Origin of the sequence: Aromatoleum petrolei, assembly GCF_017894385.1 — a bacterium.
Taxonomy (GTDB): Bacteria; Pseudomonadota; Gammaproteobacteria; order Burkholderiales; family Rhodocyclaceae; genus Aromatoleum; species Aromatoleum petrolei.
In genome coordinates this window covers 1223501-1242206 of sequence record NZ_CP059560.1, presented here as the reverse complement: position 1 = coordinate 1242206, position 18706 = coordinate 1223501, and the positions used below count along the sequence as shown (strand labels likewise).

Below are 18706 nucleotides of genomic sequence, written 5' to 3'. Positions count from 1 at the left end.
CCGCGCTACGCGTGCGATTCTTGACGGCACGCCGCCCGCCCCCCTACCATCTTCTTTTTGTTCCGCTGGGCGCTACATCTTGTCAACCAAGCAGCTCTACGCGCCGATCGCCGCCGACATGCAGGCGGTCGATGCGGTCATCCGCCAGCGTCTCCATTCCGACGTCGTTCTGATCCGCCAGGTTGCGGAGTACATCATCCATAGCGGCGGCAAGCGTATGCGCCCCGCGCTGGTGCTGTTCGCTGCAGGCGCGATGGGGTACCAGGGGACGAACCACCACCAGCTTGCAGCGGTCGTGGAGTTCATCCACACGGCGACGCTCCTGCACGACGACGTCGTCGACGAATCGGAGCTGCGGCGCGGAAACAAGACCGCCAACGCAATGTTCGGTAACGCCGCATCCGTGCTGGTTGGCGATTTCCTGTACACCCGCGCCTTCCAGATGATGGTGGGGGTCGACAACATGCGCGTGATGCAGGTGTTGGCCGATGCGACGAACATCATCGCCGAAGGCGAGGTGCTGCAGTTGCTCAATTGCCACAACGTCGACGTCGAGATCGACGACTATCTGCGCGTGATCCGCTACAAGACCGCCAAGCTGTTCGAGGCTGCGACGCGCCTGGGAGCGATCCTCGGCGGTGCGGACGAAAAGACGGAAGCCTCGATCGCCGCCTTCGGGATGCACCTCGGCACGGCCTTCCAGCTTATTGACGACGTGCTCGACTATTCCTCGGACGAGGCTGCGACCGGCAAGCACCTCGGCGACGACTTGGCCGAGGGCAAGCCGACACTGCCGCTCATCCACACGATGCGTCACGGTACGCCTGAGCAGGCGGCGCTCGTGCGCAAGGCGATCGAAACCGGCGGCCGCGACGACTTCCAGGCAATTCTGGTCGCGATCCACGAATCGGGGGCGCTGGAGGAGACGCGCCGGTACGCGCGCGCGGAGGCAAGGCTCGCTACCGATGCGCTTTCTGTATTGCCCCCTTCCATTTTCAAAGAAGCCCTGCTACAATTATCGGACTTTGCAGTTGGTAGAGATCACTGATCAGTGCAAAGCGTCGGGGAATAGCTCAGCCTGGTAGAGCACTGCGTTCGGGACGCAGGGGCCGGAGGTTCGAATCCTCTTTCCCCGACCAATAATTCCAGAAAAGACCGCCGATCGGCGGTCTTTTCGCTTTCGGGCCCGGAAGATGCACTCGGGTTCGCTGCGCGTTACCATCGTCGTCACCACGGTGATGCACATTCGGAATTGCGGGTCGTCCGACGGACAGTGTGTGGAAATGACGCTTGATCAGCTTTCCCTGCTGCGGTATGCAGCTCTCGCATCGACGTCAGGCGAGGAGGGGCGTCCGTATGTCGTCGAGGTGGACGGTATGCGCGCGCTGCATTTTGAGGCGCTTACCGTGCAGAGCCAGATGCGGCTCGACGCTCCCGATGCACTCGAGATCGACTATACGCGGGCGATGATGGGTTTCCTGCTCTTCAATCCGGAGCCGCGCGACATCGTGATGATCGGGCTCGGCGGCGGGTCGCTGGCGAAATACTGCCTGCGCACCCTGCCGAATGTCCGTTTCACCGCGGTCGAGATCGACCCCGACGTGATCGCGCTGCGCGACGCCTTTGGCATTCCGCCTGACGACACCCGCTTCCGCGTGGTGTGTGCAGATGGGGCGGACTACGTGCGTACGCGCGAGCACTCCCCGGATGTGCTGCTGATCGACGGCTTTGACCGCGGTGGGCAACCGGACCGCCTATGTACGGCCGGGTTCTACGATGACTGTCACGCGATGCTTGCAGCCGGTGGGGTCATGGCGGTGAATCTATGGTCGGGGGACCGGCGTTACGGCCTCTACGCATCGCGCATCCGGGAGAGCTTCGAGGATCGCTTCGTCGCCATCGGCGCCGAGCACGACAGCAACCGCATCGCATTCGCATTCAAGGGGCGCGGCTTTCCTCCGCGGCGCCGACAATTGGCGGAGCGTGCGCGAATGCTCGCACCTCATCACGCGATTGGGATAATGTCGACGGCGCAACGCATCCAGCAGCGCCTCGAGCGTCGCGCACGCTATCGTCCCGACCTCTGGGACGATGGCTGGCAGGGCAGGCGGGGCGACTGAGGGCAGGGCCCGGCTGCGAATGGCGCGGGCCGGGTGCAAGGGAAGGAGGTCGGATCATGAGCCACAAGCATATCGCGCTGTTGCGCGCCATCTTTCAGGACCCGATCAGCGCCAACATCCATTGGCGCGAGGTCGAGTCGCTGCTCAATCACCTCGGTGCGACGATCGAACCGGCGCATGGCGCCCGTTTCCGCATCGTCCTCAACAAGGTTGAGGGGTTTCTGCATTATCCGCACCACGGCAGCGCCTGCACGAAGCAGGACATCAAGCAGCTGCGCGAATATCTCGCCCATGCGGGGGTCAGTCCTTCCGCGTACGAGCGGGACCACGGGGGCTAGTCTCGGGACGCGGATTTGCCCGCAACGGGCAAGACGCTTGCCTTCTGTCACACGTCCGTCGTGCAGTCTGGGTTATGCTATCGGGGTCGAGTCCCGGGAACGGGTCCGGCTGCTTCCATAAATCCAAAGCCCCATGCCGTGCGCGTGAAGTTCGCGCTGGAAAGGGGATTCAGGGGAAACTGATAGAGATGACAGAACAAACGCGCGATTTTTCCGAGTTTCTCGGATATCGCTTCGAGGATCTGAAGGTGGGTATGGCTGTGGCATCCGGCCGCACTGTGACGGATGCCGATATCCTGATGTTCGCCGGGGTCTCCGGTGACTGCAATCCGGCCCATCTCGATGACGAGTACGCCAAGGCCTCGATGTTTGGGGGACGCATTGCGCATGGGATGCTGTCGGCCAGCTACATCTCGGCACTGTTCGCAAACAAGCTGCCCGGGCCGGGCTGTATCTACCTGTCGCAGACGCTCAAGTTCAAGGCGCCGGTGAAGCCTGGAGATACGGTGGTGGCGCGCGTCACGCTGAAGGAGCTGAATACGCCCAAGCGCCGTGCGATCTTCGACACGGTGTGCTCGGTGGGCGGCAAGGTGGTGCTGGAGGGCGAGGCGGAGATGCTGGTGCCAGCACGCGCCTGAGAAATTTTGGTCCGCTCGCGGGCGGTACCGTCAAATGCAAAACGGGAGGTCCGCGGCGTGCGGCCTCCCGCTTTGCATTCAAGTGTCGCGGTTCAGGCGTCGCGGCGCTTGTCGCGTTCGATCAGCGCGTAGGCCGAGTGGTTGTGGATCGATTCGAAGTTCTCCGATTCCACCACATAGCGGTCGATGCGCTTTTCCGCGTTGAGCAGGCCGGCGACATCGCGCACCATGTCCTCGACGAACTTGGGGTTCTCGTAGGCGCGCTCGGTCACGAACTTCTCGTCGGTGCGCTTGAGCAGGCCGTAGAGTTCGCATGAGGCCTGACTCTCGACGAGCTGCACCAGCTCCTCGATCCACAGAAAGTCGTTGGTCTGAGCCGTGACGGTGACGTGTGAGCGCTGGTTGTGGGCGCCGTATTCGGAGATCTTCTTCGAGCACGGACACAGGCTCGTGACCGGCACGACGACCTTCATCTCGAACACGTACTCGTCGCCTTCGCGCATTTCGGCGACGAAGGTGACTTCGTAGTCCATCAGGCTTTGGACGCCGGAGACGGGGGCCGTCTTGTTGATGAAGTACGGGAAGCTCATCTCGATGAGGCCGGTCTCGGCCTCAAGGCGCTTGACCATCTCGCGCAGCATCGGCTCGATGGACTCGACCGAGATCTCGCGCTCGTTGCCGTTGAGGATCTCGATGAAGCGCGACATGTGGGTTCCCTTGAAATTGTGGGGAAGCCCTACATACATGCTGAAGGTTGCGATCGTGTGCTGCACGCCACCGCTCTTGTCGCTGACGCGGATGGGGTGGCGAATCGACTTGATGCCAACCTTGTTGATGGCCAGCTGACGGCTGTCGTTGGCGTTCTGGACGTCAGGGATGGCGTGGCTCTCGTGGGATTTCATGTCGCGTTCTCTGTTTGGTTCAGCCGGTCAATGCTACCATTTCCCGACAAATTCGCTCAGCTATTGCGCACATAGATGCGCTCAATGGCGCTCAGGATCCCCGCGGGGTGCAACCCGACCTGTTCGAACAACTGGCTTTGGTCTCCATGATCGACGAAATGGTCCGGCAAGCCAAGCCTGAGCAGGCGGGGACGGTGGGGCAGGCTCTCGAGCACGCGCGCCACTTCGGAGCCCGCGCCGCCGATCACCGCGTTTTCCTCCAGCGTCACGATCAATTCGTGGTTCGCGCCCAATTCTTCGATCAGCGCCGTGTCGATGGGTTTCACGAAGCGCATGTTGGCGACCGTCGCATCGAGCTCCTCGCCGACAAGGAGTGCGTTGGTCAGCAGGCTGCCGAAGGCGAGCAGTGCGACCTTCCGGCCCTGGCGGCGGATTTCGCCTTTGCCCAGTGGCAGTTCGGTCATCGACGGCTCGGGACGCACGTTCATCCCGCTGCCGCGCGGATAGCGCACTGCCGTGGGGCCGTTGTGCCGGTAGGCGGTATAGAGCATCTGCCGGCATTCGTTCTCGTCGGCCGGCGTCATCACGACCATGTTCGGGATGCAGGCGAGGTAGGACAGGTCGAAGGCGCCATGGTGCGTCGCGCCGTCCGCACCGACCACCCCCGCACGGTCGATCGCGAAGACGACAGGCAGGTTCTGCAGTGCGACGTCGTGGACGAGCTGGTCGTAGGCGCGTTGCAGAAAGGTCGAGTAGATCGCGACGACCGGCTTGAAGCCCTCGCATGCGAGGCCGGCGGCGAAGGTGACGGCGTGCTGCTCGGCGATGCCGACGTCGTGGTAGCGCTCAGGGAATTCCTTGGCGAAACGCACCATGCCGGAGCCTTCGCGCATTGCCGGTGTGATCCCGATGACCTTGTCGTCGCGCGCGGCGATGTCGCACAGCCAGTCGCCGAAGACCTGGGTATAGGTGAGCTTGCCGCCACCCTTGCCGCTCTGGATGCCGGCGCGGTGGTCGAAGCTGGAGACGCCGTGATAGAGGATGGGGTCGGCTTCGGCGAGCTTGTAGCCTTGGCCCTTGCGCGTGATCACGTGCAGGAACTGCAGGCCGTTGAGCTTCTTTAGGTTCTGCAGTGTGGGGATGAGCGCGTCGAGGTCGTGGCCGTCGATCGGGCCGTAGTAGTGGAAGCCGAATTCCTCGAACAGGGTGCCCGGGGTGATCAGGCCCTTGACGTGCTCCTCGACCTTGCGGGCGAAATCGAGCATCGGCGGGGCAACTCCCAGGACCTTCTCGCCGGCGCGTCGTGCGGCGTTATAGGTGCTGCCGGAGAGCATGCGCGCGAGGATCTTGGTCAGCGCACCGACCGGCGGCGAGATCGACATCTCGTTGTCGTTGAGGATCACCAGGAGGTTCACGTCGCTGGTGTCGCCCGCATTATTGAGCGCTTCGAAGGCCATGCCGGCCGACATCGCGCCGTCGCCGATCACGGCGATCGAGCGGCGGTCGGTGTCGCCGCGGTCACGCGCGGCCACCGCCATCCCCAGCGCGGCCGAGATCGAGGTGGAGGAGTGCGCCGTCCCGAAGGTGTCGTATTCGCTCTCGCAGCGTCGCGGAAAGCCCGAGATGCCGCCGAACCGGCGCAGCCCGCTCATCGCTTCGCGGCGTCCGGTCAGAATCTTGTGGCCATAGGTCTGATGGCCGACGTCCCACACGATGCGGTCGTCGGGAGTGTTGAAGATGTAGTGCAGCGCGATCGTGAGCTCGACGGTGCCGAGGTTGGAGGACAAATGCCCGCCGGTCTTCGATACCGATTCGATCAGGAAGGCGCGCAACTCGGTCGCGAGCGCATGCAGGTCGCGCCGTTCGAGCCGGCGCAGGTCGGACGGTGAGTCGATGCGGTGCAGCAGGGGGTACTGAGGCATTTGGATGTCCGGCAGGGCGGAATTCAGAATCGGCGGTGGACGATGAAACTCGCCAGTTCGTCCAGCCTTGCGGCCGCGGGGCCGAAGGATGCGATGGCGTCGCGGGCGTCGGCGAGCAGAACGTCGGCCAGCGTGCGCGCTTCGGACAGACCGAGGAGCGTGACGTAGGTCGGCTTGTTGTGTTCCGCGTCCTTGCCGGCGGTCTTGCCCAGGGTGGCAGTGTCGGCCTGCGCGTCAAGGATGTCGTCGACGACCTGGAACAGCAGGCCGACGAGTTTACCGTAGCGGTCGAGGTGGGCGAGCGCCTCGGGAGCAAGCGGTGCGCCCGCCTGCGCGCCGAGCAGCACCGAGGCCCGTATCAGGGCGCCGGTCTTGTGGATGTGCATGAACTCGAGTTCTTCGCGTGTGAGCTGCTTGCCCACTGCGCCCAGGTCGATGGCCTGGCCGCCGGCCATGCCGCGCGAGCCGGAGGCGCGTGCGAGGAGCGTGATCATCTCGAGCTGCACGGCGGCATTGTCGCTCACACGGTCTTCCGCGATGACCTGGAAGGCGAGGGCCTGTAGCGCGTCGCCCACGAGCAAGGCGGTCGCTTCGTCGTATTCGACGTGCACGGTGGGCTTGCCGCGGCGCAGGACGTCGTCGTCCATGCAGGGCAGGTCGTCGTGGACGAGGGAGTAGGCGTGGATGAGTTCCACGGCACAGGCGAGGCGGTCGAGACGTGCGGGGGCTGCGCCCGCGAGCTGGCCAGCCGCATGCACAAGCAGCGGACGCACGCGCTTGCCACCGCCCAGCACGGCGTAACGCATCGCCTCGTGCAGGCGCTGCGGGGCGATGGACGCTTCGGGGAGGATGGCGCCGAGTGCGGTTTCGGTGCGTTGCTGGATGCCTTCCATCCAGGCGGCGAAATGATTCCCGCTCACTCCGGGCTCCTCCTGTCTTCGGGGTTGTCGAGTGGTGCGAGCACGCCGTTCTCGAGCTGGAGCACGCGCTGCTCGGCTGCCTGCAGGGTTTCCTGGCAGTATTTCAGCAGGCCGGCGCCGCGCTGGTAGTGTTCCAGCGCCTGTTCCAGCGTGATGTTGCCGGTTTCCATTTCCTGCACGATCGATTCGAGTTCGGCGATGGCCGATTCGAAGGATTTCGGCGAGTTTGCCGTCTTTGCCATGACTCGAAGCCGGGCCAGTAAAAGGGAGAAAAGTAACCGATCGCGCTACTGGCGGTCAAATTACTTCTCGCATAAAATGGTCTGCTGGTTTTTCCGAATTTCTTGACTTTTCATGGGAGGTTCGGGGGTGTCCGACCTTGCTTCCAAGGCCAAATTGTCCCCGGCGGTGTCTCAGTTGCCGGTGTCGGCGTATTTCGACGAAAGCATTTTCGAACTCGAAAAACGTCTGTTGTTCCAGGCCGGGCCGGGCTATGTCGGTCATGAACTGATGGTGCCGGAGGTCGGCAGCTATCGTTCCCTGGAGTGGCTCGACCATTCCAAGCTTCTGTTTCGTACCGGTGACGGTGTTCATCGGCTTTCGAACATCTGCCGCCATCGCCAGGCAATCATGCTCGAAGGTTCGGGCAAGGCCGAGCGCATCGTCTGCCCGATCCACCGCTGGACCTACGACCAGCGGGGCGAACTGCTCGGTGCGCCGCATTTCCCCGAGAACCCCTGCCTCAACCTCAGGCGCGATGCGCTGGAGAACTGGAACGGCCTGCTGTTCGCGGGGCCGCGCTCGGCCGCAGCCGACCTGGCCGGCATGAACGTGGCAGAGCAGTTCGATTTCTCCGGTTACAAGCTCGATCGAGTCGAGATCCACGAGTGCAAGTACAACTGGAAGACCTTCATCGAGGTCTATCTCGAGGACTACCACGTCGTGCCCTTCCATCCCGGGCTGGGCAACTTCGTGACCTGCGACGACCTGAGCTGGCAGTTTGGCGACTGGTATTCGGTGCAGCGTGTGGGAATCACCTCGCTCGCGAAGCCGGGGTCGGCGACCTACCAGAAGTGGCACAAGGCGGTGCTCGACTACTACGGTGACAAGCGCCCGCAGCAAGGGGCGATCTGGCTCACTTACTATCCGAACGTGATGGTGGAGTGGTATCCGCACGTGCTGGTGGTCAGCACGCTCATTCCCCAGGACGTGAACCGCACGACCAACGTCGTCGAGTTCTACTATCCGGAAGACATCGTGGAGTTCGAACGCGAGTTCGTGGAGGCCGAGCAGGCGGCCTACATGGAGACGGCGATCGAGGACGACGTGATCGGCGAGCGCATGGACCGCGGCCGTTGGGCATTGCTGCAGGAGGGGCGCAACGAGGTCGGGCCCTACCAGTCGCCGTACGAGGACGGAATGCAGCACTTCCACGAGTTCTACCGCCGCATCATGGGCGAACATTTCTGACGGCGCCTTGCCGCGCCGTACCGGATCGTGCAGATGAACGGGCCGCCCGCGGGCGGCCCGTTTCCTATTCTGCGCGGTCAGGAGCGCATTTCGTGCACGTCTGCCGCGGCATTTTCGTTGCGCGGCGCGGCACGGCGCTCGTGCCGCTTGCGCCAGCGCGCGAGCATGTCGTCGACGAGGGAGTAGACGACAGGAATCACCAGCAGACTGAGGAAGGTCGAGGTGATCAACCCGCCGATGACGGCGATCGCCATGGGGGCGCGGAAGGACGGATCGACCCCTAGGCCCAGTGCAATCGGCAGCATGCCGGCACCCATGGCGATGGTCGTCATGATGATCGGGCGGGCGCGCTTGTGGCAGGCATCGATGACTGCATCGAAGCGGGACATGCCGTGATCTCGTCGCGCGACGATCGCATACTCGACGAGCAGGATGGAGTTCTTGCTGGTGACCCCCATCAGCATGATCAGGCCGATCAGCGAGGGCATCGAGAAGCTGCTGCCCGCAACGAGCAGGGCGACGAAGGCGCCGCCCAGCGCGAGGGGCAGTGCCGCCAGGATGGTCATGGGCTGGGTGAATTCGCGGAACAGCAGGACCAGCACGAGGTAGATGCAGAGCACACCGGTGAGCATCGCCAGGCCGAAGCTCTTGAACAGGATGCGCATCTCGTCGGCGTCGCCGATCGGCTGCCAGATCACGCCCTGGGGGAGCGCCTGCAACGAGGGCAGCGCCCGGACCTCTGTCTCGACCTCGCCCATCGGCCGGCTCGTGAGTTCAATGTCGAAGTTGATGTTGCGGCGGCGGTCGAAGCGGGCGATCTCGGACGGGCCGCTTTCGATGCTGATGTCCGCGACATTGCCGAGCATGACGTTCCCCTGGCGTGCGGGAACCGGCAGGCGCGCGAGGAGTTCGAGATCGCCGCGCGCCCCTTCGGGCAGGCGTACGACGATGGGGACCTGGCGTTCCGAGAGATTGAGCTTGGCGAGGCCGAAATCGTAGTCGCCGGCGGTGGCGATGCGCAGCGAATCCGAGATCGCCGCGGCGGTGACGCCGAGGTCGGCGGCACGGGCAAAGTCCGGGCGCACGACGACCTCGGGACGCACGAGGCTCGCGCTGGAGGTGACGTTGCCGATGCCCCGCATCGCACGCAGATCGCGTTCGACGTCCCGTGCCGCGCGCGACAGCACCGCGGGGTCGTCACCGATCAGCGTGAATACGTACTTCTCGCCGCCGGCGCCGAGTCCGACGCGCACGCGCACACCGGGAAGGCTGCGCAAGGCCTGACGCAGCTGTTCCTCGATCTGCTGCTTGGTGACGGCGCGTTCGCCACGCGGAGTCAGGTTGATCGTGAGGGAGGCCTTGCGGACTTCGGGGGCGCCACCCAGGTTGAAGGCGTCCGCGCCCGCATTGCCGCCGCCTACCGCGGTGTAGACCTGCTTGACGTGGGGGTTCTGCGTGATGATCGCTCGGGCCTGTTCGGCAGCACGGGAGGTTTCGTTGAAGCGACTTCCCGGCGGCAGCTCGATCGATACGAGCGTCTGCGCGAGATCGTCAGGCGGCATGAAGGCCGTGGGCAGAAGAGGAATGAGGGCAAGCGAGCCGACGAAGAAGCCGGTCGCCGCGAGCATCGTGGCCCAGCGGTGGGTCAGGCATGCTCGCACCCAGCCGAGGTAGGCCGTCGTGAGCCGCCCTTCATGCGCCGTGGGCGGGATGGGGCGCAGCATGTAGGCCGACATCATCGGGGTGAGCATGCGGGCGACGAGCAGCGAAGCCATCACCGCGAGCGACGCGGTCCAGCCGAACTGCTTGAAAAACTTGCCGGAAATGCCGCTCATGAAGGCCGTCGGAAGAAACACGGCGACGAGGGTGAAGGTCGTGGCGATGACGGCGAGCCCGATCTCGTCGGCCGCTTCCATCGCAGCCTGATACGGCGTCTTGCCCATGCGGAGGTGGCGCACGATGTTCTCGATCTCGACGATCGCGTCGTCGACAAGGATGCCGATCACGAGTGACAGCGACAGCAGCGTCACGACGTTGATGGTGAAGCCGAGGTATTCCATGCCGATCAGTGCCGGTAGCACGGACAGGGGCAATGCGGTTGCAGCCACGAAGGTCGCGCGCCAGTCGCGCAGGAAGAACCATACGACGATCACTGCGAGGATCGCGCCTTCCGCCAGCAGCCACAGGGAACCGTGATAACCCTCGCGGACCGGATCGACGAAGTTGTATGCCTCGCGGAACGTGATGTCGGGATGCGTCGCGGAAAGCTCGTGGATGCGTCGGGCGACGCCTTCGGCGACCTCGATCTCGCCGGCACCGCGCGCTCGCACGATCTCAAAACCGACGACGGGCTTGCCGTCCAGGAGCGCTGCCGAGCGTCGTTCGGCGACGGTGTCCTCGATCCGGCCGAGGCTGCCGAGGCGCATGTTGCGTCCGTCGCTCAGCGCGATTTCCATGTTCGCGAGTTCCGCGGCGCTCAGTGCCGTAGCCAACGTTCTGACGGCCTGCTCGCCGCTGCCCAGATCGGCCCGTCCGCCGGAGGATTCGAGCTGGATCCGCCGCAGCTGGCGGGAAATGTCGGCGACAGTGGCATTGAGCGCGAGCAGCCGGTCGGGGTCGAGTTCGAGGCGCACCTCGCGCGTCGCTCCGCCGACGCGTGACACGAGGCCGACTCCGGGAACGGAGAGCAGGGCCTTCGCAACCGTGTTGTCGACGAACCACGACAGCGCTTCCTCGTCCAGCGTATCAGAGGCGATGGTGTAGGTGACGATCGGCAGGCCGGAGAGGTTGAAGCGCTGGATGACGGGATCGCGCAGGTCGCCCGGCAGATCGGAGCGGACGCGCGAGAAGGCATCGCGGACGTCATCGACGGCTTCCTGGGTCGGCTTCTCGAGCCGGAACTCGGTCGTGACCGTCGCGACCCCATCCTGGATGCGCGTGTAGATGTGCTTGACGTCCTGCAGCGTGGCAATCGAATTTTCGATCTTGCGTGCCACCTCGGTTTCGAGTTGCGCCGGTGCCGCGCCGGGCAGGCTCGCGGTGAGCACGACCATGGGAAGGTCGATGTCCGGAAAGTTCTGCACTTTCATCCGGCTGAAAGACAGTATCCCGAGCAGGCTCAGCAGGATGAACAGGAGCACGCCCGGGACCGGGTTGCGGATCGACCACGCCGATACGTTCATCGCCGGCGCCTCACTGCTGCGGGGAAGCGGCCGGGGTGGCTGCCGCTATGTCGACCAGGTCGCCGTCGTTGAGAAAACCGACGCCGCTACGGACGAAGCGCTCGCCTTCGGCAATGCCGGCGAGGATCTCCATGCTGTCACCCCGCCGCCGACCGGGCGTCACGCGAACTTGCGCCAGCTTTCTGTCGGAGCCGATCCGGAAGACGTAGGAGAAGCCATCGCGCAGGAGCACGGCCGATTGCGGCAGGCTGAGTGCGTGGGCGAGCTCCTGGGCGAGCGGGATGATTTCGCCATTGGCGAACATGCCCGCCTTTGCCCCGCTTTGGTCGAGATCGACATAAACGATCCCGTTGCGCGTCTGCGGGTCGATCGAGGGGGCGATGCTGCGCACACGACCGCTCACGGTTTCTCCGCCGGCAAGTTTGAGCTTCGCCGCGTCGCCGGAACGGATCTGGCCGATGTCTTCGGCCGCGACCTCGGCGCGCCACTCGAGGCGGCCCTGAAGGATGAGGCGGTAGAGTTCCTGTCCCGCCTGCGGGACGGTTCCCACCGTCGCTGCACGGCCGGAGATGAGCGCATCGTCGGGCGCCAGGATGCGGGTCTGGCGGACGCGCAGTTCGGCCAGCTGGACGCGCGCAGCGGCGAGCTCGATGCGCGACTTGGCGGTCTGTTCGGCCGTCAGGTATTGCGTGACCTGTTGCTCGCTCATCATGCCCGTCGGCTGGAAACGCCGCGCGCGGTCTCCGTTGGCGCGCGCTTCGGCGTGCATCGCGCGAGCCTCCTGGAGCTGGGCGCGCGCCTGGGCGAGATCGGCCTGCACGACGGCGTCGTCGAGCGTCACGAGTATCTGCCCCTTGGTCACGCGGTCGCCGACATTCGCATGCACCTGCGCGATGCGCAGCCCACCGATCTCGCTGCCGACGATCGTCTCCTGCCATGCGGCGACATTGCCGGTCGCGGGAATCGATCGGCTCCATGCGACGGGCTGAGGGATGGTGACTTCGACCGTGAGGGCCGGTCGGGCGGCGGAGGTCGCCGCATTGGGTGAGCTCTGCGGCGTATCGGCATTCGGTGCGCTGCACGCCCCGAGGATGGCGAGCGCAATGGTCGGCAACAGTACCGTCAGCCGTTCGGAATGTCTGCGTTTCATCGCGGGAGGGGCTCCCCTGGGGCTGCTGGATGTCACCCCGGCTCGAGCGACACGCCGGTAGTGGTGTATCTGGACGCGCGGTCGAGGGGGGCGGTCAGCTGCCGCACGATGCGCGATAACGGCATATTTAGCCCTCTTGTTCGCGGCTTGGCAACACGTGCGCGCAGGCGGAAGGGGTTGCCGGCCCGCCGCGGATCCCCCTCTGGAGGAGCCCGGCAGGTGTACGTGCTCAGGCGTCGGCCTGCAGCTCCTTAGGCAGCGGGAAGGTGACTCGCTCGGGAACGCCTTCGAGAGTGCGCACCGAGCCGCCGCCAAGGGCCTTGAGGCGTTCAATGACGGCGTCGACCAGCACCTCCGGGGCGGAGGCTCCGGCCGTCACGCCGATGCGGTTCCGTCCCGCAATCCACGCCGGGTCGATGCCTTCGGCGTTGTCGATCAGATAGGCGGGCACACCGAGCAACTCGGCGACTTCGCGCAGGCGGTTGGAGTTGGAGCTGTTGCGCGAGCCGACGACGAAGACGATGTCGACGCGCGGGGCCATGAACTTGACCGCGTCCTGCCGGTTCTGTGTCGCGTAGCAGATGTCGTCCTTCTTCGGGCCGACGATCGCCGGGAAGCGTTCGCGCAGCGCAGCGACGAGGGTCGCCGCGTCATCCACCGACAGGGTGGTCTGCGTCACGTAGGCGAGCTTGTCGGGGTCGGCGACCTGCAGCGTTGCGACGTCCTCGACCTTTTCGACGAGATGGATGCCGTCCTTCACCTGTCCCATCGTGCCTTCGACTTCGGGGTGGCCCTTGTGCCCGATCATGACGAGCTCGCGGCCCTGTTCGCGCATGCGTGCGACCTCGATATGCACCTTGGTGACGAGCGGGCAGGTGGCGTCGAACACGCGCAGGCCGCGCTTCTCGGCCTCCGCTCGCACCGCCTGGGGCACGCCGTGGGCGCTGAAGATGACGGTGCTGCCGGCGGGAACCTCGTCGAGCTCCTCGACGAACACCGCGCCCTTGGCGCGCAGGTCGTCGACGACGAACTTGTTATGCACGACTTCGTGGCGCACGTAGATCGGTGCGCCGAAGCGCGCCAGTGCGCGTTCGACGATCTCGATCGCCCGTTCCACCCCGGCGCAGAAGCCGCGCGGATTGGCGAGCAGGATTTCGGAATCGTTCATCTTGACCTCTGTGTGGGTTGGGGCCGGCCGCCTGCGGCGTCAGAGGACACCGATGACTTCGACCTCGAAGCGGATCGTCTTGCCGGCGAGCGGGTGGTTGAAGTCGACGATTGCGCGGACGTCGTCGATTTCACGCACGAGGCCGGAGTAGCGGGTGCCATCGGGTGCGCCGAATTCCATGATCGTCATCGGTTCGATTTCCTCTTCCGGCATGTGTTCGCGCTTCACGTGCTCGACGAGGTCCGGGTTGTAGGGGCCGAAAGCCTGTTCCGGCGCCAGCGTGAACTGCTGGTGGGTGCCCACCTCCAGGCCTTCGAGCACGCGCTCGAGACTCGGGAGGAGGTCGCCGCATCCGAGCTGCAGGGTCGCAGGCGTGCCCTCGAAAGTGCTGATCAGCGGCTGGCCGTTTTCGAGGGCGATGCGGTAGTGCAGCGTTACGAGGCTGTTCGGTTGGACGGTCTGCGTCACGAGGGGTTCTCCGGATTGGTGTTGCTGGTGGTGCGCGGGGCGCGGAACTGCGCCCACAGCATCAGGGCGACCCCGACGGTGATCGCCGAGTCAGCCAGGTTGAAGGCCGGCCAGCCGTAGCGACCGACGTGGAAGTAGAGGAAGTCGACGACGGCGCCGTGAACCAGGCGGTCGATGACGTTGCCCAGTGCGCCGCCGATCAGCAGGCTGAAGGCCAGCGGCAGCAGGGTCTCGCGATGGTGATGGCGCAGCAGTGCAAGGAGCCAGCCGCTGACGCCGAGCGCGAGGATGACGAAGAACCAGCGCTGCCATCCGGAATGGTCGGCCAGGAAGCTGAACGCGGCGCCCGGGTTGAACACCAGCACGAGTTGGAAGAAACCCGTGACCGGAATGGCCTCGCCGAAGTCGAGCTGCGACAGCACGAGCCATTTCGTCAACTGGTCGAGGACGATCACCAGCGCCGCGAGTTCCAGCCAGCCGAAGAAGCGGCGCGTCAGCGCGGGGGCGCTGCCGGTCGCCTGCGGGGCCGCGGCGGAATCACGCATGGACGCGCGTTTCCCCGGCGCCGAAGAGGTTGTCGTGGCAGCGGCCGCACAGTTCGGGGTGCTCGGCGTGGCTGCCGACGTCGGTACGGAAGTGCCAGCAACGGCCGCACTTGGCGTGTCCGGACGCGCTCGCGTCGATCCCTTCGGCGGCCTCGTCGGCGGCGCGCACGAGTTCGGCGCGCGAGGTGATCAGCACGAAGCGCAGATCCTCGTCCAGGCTTGCCAGCGCATCGTGTTTCGTGCCGCTCGCGCGTACGACGACCTCGGCCTGCAGCGAAGCGCCGATCCGGCCTTCCGTGCGCAGGCCCTCGAGAACCTTCTGCACCTTGGCGCGTTCCTCGCGGATCAGCGTCCAGCGCGCAACGAGCGCTTCGGTGTCGCCGAGCGCGGGCAGTTCGTGCCAGGTGTGAAGCATCACGCTGTCTTCCTTGTCCTGGCCGATCAGCGACCAGATCTCTTCAGCAGTGAAGGACAGGATGGGCGCCATCATGCGGATAAGGGCCTGAGTGATGTGCCACAGGGCGGTCTGCGCGGCGCGGCGTGCGCGCGAGTCCGCCTTGGTCGTGTACAGGCGGTCCTTGAGGATGTCGAGGTAGAACGCGCCGAGGTCTTCGGCAGCGAAGTTCTGCAGCGCCTGGACGATCTTGTGGAACTCGTAGCGCGCGTAGTCGGCGGTGACCTGTTCCTGCAGGCGCTGCGTCAGCGCGAGCGCGTAGTGGTCGATGTCGAGCCACTCGGCGACCGGCACGGCGTCCTTGGCGATGTCGAAGTCGGCGGTGTTGGCGAGCAGGAAGCGCAGGGTGTTGCGCAGGCGGCGATAGACTTCGACGACGCGGTCGAGGATCTCCTTGGAGATCGTCAGCTCGCCCGAGTAGTCGGTGGCGGCGACCCACAGGCGCAGGATCTCGGCTCCGAGCTTGTCGGAGACTTCTTGCGGGGCGACGACGTTGCCTTTCGATTTGGACATTTTCTTGCCCTGGCCGTCGACCACGAATCCGTGGGTCAGCAGGCCGTCGTAAGGGGCGCGGCCGTCCAGTGCGCAGCCGGTGAGCAGCGAGGAATGGAACCAGCCGCGGTGCTGGTCGGAGCCCTCGAGGTAGAGGTCCGCTGGCCAACGGCTGACGTCGGTGTGCGAACCGCGCAGTACCGTCCAGTGGGTGGTGCCGGAATCGAACCAGACGTCGAGGGTGTCGCGCATTTTGTCGTATTGCGCGGCCTCTGCACCGAGGAGTTCGCCGGGTTCGAGCTTGAACCAGGCGTCGATCCCTTCCTTTTCGACCCGTTTGGCGACCTCTTCGACCAGTTCGAGGCTGTTCGGATGCGGTTCGCCGGTTTCCTTGTCGAGGAACAGCGGGATCGGCACGCCCCAGTTGCGCTGGCGCGACACGCACCAGTCGGGACGGTTGGCGATCATCGAGTGCAGGCGTGCCTTGCCCCAGGACGGGAAGAACTGGGTGTCGTCGATGGCCTTGAGCGCGAGTTCGCGCAGCGTCGGGGCGCCCGGTTCGATCGCCTCGCGGCCGGGCACGCGGTCCATGCCGACGAACCATTGGGTGGTGGCGCGGTAGATGACCGGCGTCTTGTGGCGCCAGCAATGCATGTAGCTGTGCGTGAGATTGCCCGAAGCGAAGAGGCTGCCGACCTCGGCGAGCTTCTCGACGATTTTCGGGTTGGCGTCCCATACCGACAGACCGCCGAAGAAGGGCAGGCTCTCGTGGAACACGCCGTCGCCCTGCACCGGATTGAGGATCTCGTCATTGCGCATGCCGTAGCGCATGCACGACTGGAAGTCGTCCAGGCCGTAGGCGGGCGCGCTATGCACGATGCCGGTGCCGGCGTCGGCCGCGACGTAGTCGCCGAGGAAGATCGGCGAGACACGGTCGTAGAAGGGGTGGCGGAACTGGATGCGGTCGAGCGCGACGCCGCGGGCGGCGGCGAGCACGCGGCCTTCGAGCTGGTAGCGTTCGAGGGCCGATGCACGAAGTTCGGCGGCGAGGATCACGAGGCCCTTGGGCGTCTCGATCAGCTCGTACATGAGCTCGGGATGGACGTTGAGCGCTTGGTTCGACGGGATCGTCCACGGGGTCGTGGTCCAGATCACGATGTACACCGGCTGCTCGGGCAGGGTGTCGAGCCCGAAGGCGCGGGCGAGCTTGGGGCGATCCGCGTCGGTGAGCAGGAAGCCGACGTCGATCGCGGGCGACTTCTTGTCCTGGTATTCGACCTCGGCTTCGGCGAGCGCCGAGCCGCAGTCGAAGCACCAGTTAACCGGCTTCAGTCCCTTGAACAGGAAGCCCTTGCGGTACATCTCGCCGAGCGCGCGGATCTCGTCGGCTTCATTCGAGAATTGCATCGTGCGGTAGGGATTGTCCCAGTCGCCGAGCACGCCCAGACGGATGAAGTCCTTCTTCTGTCGTTCGATCTGTTCGCCGGCGTAGTCGCGGCACAGCTCGCGCGCGCGGTCGGCGGGCAGGTGCTTGCCGTGCTGCTTCTCGATCTGGTGCTCGATCGGCAGGCCGTGACAGTCCCAGCCCGGCACATAGGGGGCGTCGAAGCCGGCCATGGTCTTCGAGCGGACGATGATGTCCTTGAGGATCTTGTTCACCGCGTGGCCGATGTGGATGTCGCCGTTCGCGTACGGGGGGCCGTCGTGCAGGATGAACTTCGGACGGCCGGCCGAGGCCTTGCGGATCTTCTGGTAGAGCTTCTTCTGTTGCCAGGCGGCGATCCAGCCCGGCTCCCGCTTGGCGAGGTCGCCGCGCATCGGGAAGAGAGTGTCGGGCAGGTTGAGCGTCTTGCGGTAGTCAGCCATGGTGGGTTCGGGCCTCGAAGGCAATCAGGGGCAATTGGTGGGGCAGACAGGATTTTCGGCAAACCAGGCGCGGGCGTCGGCCGCGTCCTTGGCGATCTGGGCCTTGAGAGCGTCGAGCGAAGCGAACTTCGTTTCGTCGCGCAGTTTTTTCATGAAGTGCACACGCAGGTGGGCGTCATAGCAGTCGCGCATCCAGTCGAAGAGGTGAACTTCGAGCGTGGGCTTGCCGGCGCTGGTCACGGACGGTCGCACGCCGATATTGGCGACGCCGGCAACCGGGCTTTCGCCGAGGCCTTCGACGCTCACCGCGAACACGCCCGCAAGCGCGGGACGGCGATGCTTCATCTGGATGTTGGCGGTCGGGAATCCGAGCTGGCGGCCGATCTGGTCGCCGCGGATGACGCGTCCGGCGATGCTGTAGGGGCGACCGAGCAGGCGTGCGGCGTGGGCGAGATCGCCGTCGGCGAGCGCCTCGCGCACGGCGGAGCTGGAGGCGCGTTCGCCCGCGACGTCCAGCGTGGGCATCGCCTCTACGACGAAACCCTGTTGCGCGCCGCGTTGCTTGAGCAGCCCGAAGTCGCCGTGCCGGCGTGCGCCGAAGCGGAAGTCGTCGCCGATGATGAGGTGGCGCACGCCGAGGCCGCGCACGAGAATGTCATTGATGAACTGGTCGGCCGTCACGGCGGCAAAGCGGGAATCGAAACGGCAGACGTGGACGCGGTCGACGCCGGCGGCGGCGAGTAGCAGCAGTTTTTCACGCAGCGATGCGAGGCGGGCGGGGGCGTCATCTGGCGAGAAGTATTCGCGCGGATGCGGCTCGAACGTCATCACCACCGCCGGCAGCGACATTGCGCGCGCGGTGTTCATGAGCATCTGGAGCAGCGCCTGATGGCCGCGATGCACGCCGTCGAAATTGCCGATGGTGAGCACCGAGGGGTGTGCGGCGTGCCCGGGAATCCCGCGAAAAACCTGCATAACCGCCTGAAAAAAGCCGTAATTATAACGGCAACGCGCTCGCTCTGGGGCGGGCGCTGAAGGTGTTTGCGGGAACGCCACGAGCGGGAAGCGGCC

The 18706-nt window shown here is 65.2% G+C and carries 16 protein-coding genes and 1 tRNA gene; 6 read left to right on the top strand and 11 right to left on the bottom strand.

Annotated features, from left to right (window positions below):
* Positions 1 to 79: 79 nt before the first annotated feature.
* From ispB to ToN1_RS05600, 5 genes are all read left to right on the top strand, one after another.
* Complete coding sequence (gene ispB, locus ToN1_RS05620) at positions 80 to 1048, top strand: octaprenyl diphosphate synthase (RefSeq protein ID WP_169205250.1); 969 nt, start codon at positions 80 to 82, stop codon at positions 1046 to 1048.
* Positions 1049 to 1062: 14 nt separating this feature from the next.
* Positions 1063 to 1139 (top strand) — tRNA-Pro (locus ToN1_RS05615).
* A gap of 144 nt (positions 1140 to 1283) precedes the next feature.
* Positions 1284 to 2120 (top strand): spermine/spermidine synthase domain-containing protein, encoded by an 837-nt coding sequence (locus tag ToN1_RS05610; protein ID WP_169205251.1) that lies wholly within the window; start codon positions 1284 to 1286, stop codon positions 2118 to 2120.
* A 56-nt stretch (positions 2121 to 2176) separates the two neighbouring features.
* Positions 2177 to 2458, top strand: a complete 282-nt coding sequence (locus ToN1_RS05605) for a type II toxin-antitoxin system HicA family toxin (protein ID WP_169205252.1) — start codon at positions 2177 to 2179, stop codon at positions 2456 to 2458.
* A gap of 188 nt (positions 2459 to 2646) precedes the next feature.
* Positions 2647 to 3096, top strand: a complete 450-nt coding sequence (locus tag ToN1_RS05600) for a MaoC family dehydratase (protein WP_169205253.1) — start codon at positions 2647 to 2649, stop codon at positions 3094 to 3096.
* Between the two features lie 92 nt (positions 3097 to 3188).
* Here the strand turns inward: ToN1_RS05600 and folE2 are convergent, their stop codons facing one another.
* The 4 genes from folE2 to xseB are packed head-to-tail and all read right to left on the bottom strand — an operon-like array spanning position 3189 to position 7082.
* Positions 3189 to 3998, bottom strand: coding sequence for a GTP cyclohydrolase FolE2 (folE2, locus tag ToN1_RS05595; RefSeq protein WP_169205254.1), 810 nt, complete (start codon positions 3996 to 3998; stop codon positions 3189 to 3191).
* 56 nt (positions 3999 to 4054) lie between these two features.
* Entirely contained in the window at positions 4055 to 5920 is a 1866-nt protein-coding gene (gene dxs, locus ToN1_RS05590; protein WP_169205255.1) for a 1-deoxy-D-xylulose-5-phosphate synthase, read from the bottom strand.
* 23 nt (positions 5921 to 5943) lie between these two features.
* Complete coding sequence (locus ToN1_RS05585; protein ID WP_169205330.1) at positions 5944 to 6813, bottom strand: polyprenyl synthetase family protein; 870 nt, start codon at positions 6811 to 6813, stop codon at positions 5944 to 5946.
* Positions 6814 to 6836: 23 nt separating this feature from the next.
* A complete protein-coding gene (gene xseB, locus ToN1_RS05580) occupies positions 6837 to 7082 on the bottom strand; it encodes an exodeoxyribonuclease VII small subunit (RefSeq protein WP_169205256.1) in 246 nt (81 codons plus the stop codon).
* 127 nt (positions 7083 to 7209) lie between these two features.
* Between xseB and ToN1_RS05575 the strand changes: the two genes are divergently transcribed.
* Entirely contained in the window at positions 7210 to 8310 is a 1101-nt protein-coding gene (locus ToN1_RS05575) for an aromatic ring-hydroxylating oxygenase subunit alpha (RefSeq protein WP_169205257.1), read from the top strand.
* 77 nt (positions 8311 to 8387) lie between these two features.
* Here ToN1_RS05575 and ToN1_RS05570 read toward each other — a convergent pair whose 3' ends face one another.
* The 7 genes from ToN1_RS05570 to ToN1_RS05540 all read right to left on the bottom strand — a co-directional run bounded on the left by ToN1_RS05570 (position 8388) and on the right by ToN1_RS05540 (position 18610).
* On the bottom strand, positions 8388 to 11492 hold the full coding sequence (locus tag ToN1_RS05570; protein ID WP_169205258.1) for an efflux RND transporter permease subunit: 3105 nt from the start codon (positions 11490 to 11492) through the stop codon (positions 8388 to 8390).
* Between the two features lie 10 nt (positions 11493 to 11502).
* Positions 11503 to 12642 (bottom strand): efflux RND transporter periplasmic adaptor subunit, encoded by a 1140-nt coding sequence (locus tag ToN1_RS05565; RefSeq protein ID WP_169205259.1) that lies wholly within the window; start codon positions 12640 to 12642, stop codon positions 11503 to 11505.
* 229 nt (positions 12643 to 12871) lie between these two features.
* On the bottom strand, positions 12872 to 13810 hold the full coding sequence (ispH, locus tag ToN1_RS05560) for a 4-hydroxy-3-methylbut-2-enyl diphosphate reductase (protein ID WP_169205260.1): 939 nt from the start codon (positions 13808 to 13810) through the stop codon (positions 12872 to 12874).
* Between the two features lie 39 nt (positions 13811 to 13849).
* Positions 13850 to 14278 (bottom strand): FKBP-type peptidyl-prolyl cis-trans isomerase, encoded by a 429-nt coding sequence (locus ToN1_RS05555; protein WP_169205261.1) that lies wholly within the window; start codon positions 14276 to 14278, stop codon positions 13850 to 13852.
* On the bottom strand, positions 14275 to 14823 hold the full coding sequence (lspA, locus tag ToN1_RS05550) for a signal peptidase II (protein WP_244860970.1): 549 nt from the start codon (positions 14821 to 14823) through the stop codon (positions 14275 to 14277). The genes ToN1_RS05555 and lspA overlap by 4 nt, the downstream gene beginning before the upstream one ends.
* Positions 14816 to 17635: an isoleucine--tRNA ligase gene (gene ileS / locus ToN1_RS05545; RefSeq protein WP_169205262.1), complete on the bottom strand. Its 2820-nt coding sequence runs from the start codon at positions 17633 to 17635 to the stop codon at positions 14816 to 14818. The genes lspA and ileS overlap by 8 nt, the downstream gene beginning before the upstream one ends.
* 24 nt (positions 17636 to 17659) lie before the next feature.
* Complete coding sequence (locus ToN1_RS05540) at positions 17660 to 18610, bottom strand: bifunctional riboflavin kinase/FAD synthetase (protein WP_169205263.1); 951 nt, start codon at positions 18608 to 18610, stop codon at positions 17660 to 17662.
* Positions 18611 to 18706 lie beyond the last annotated feature (96 nt).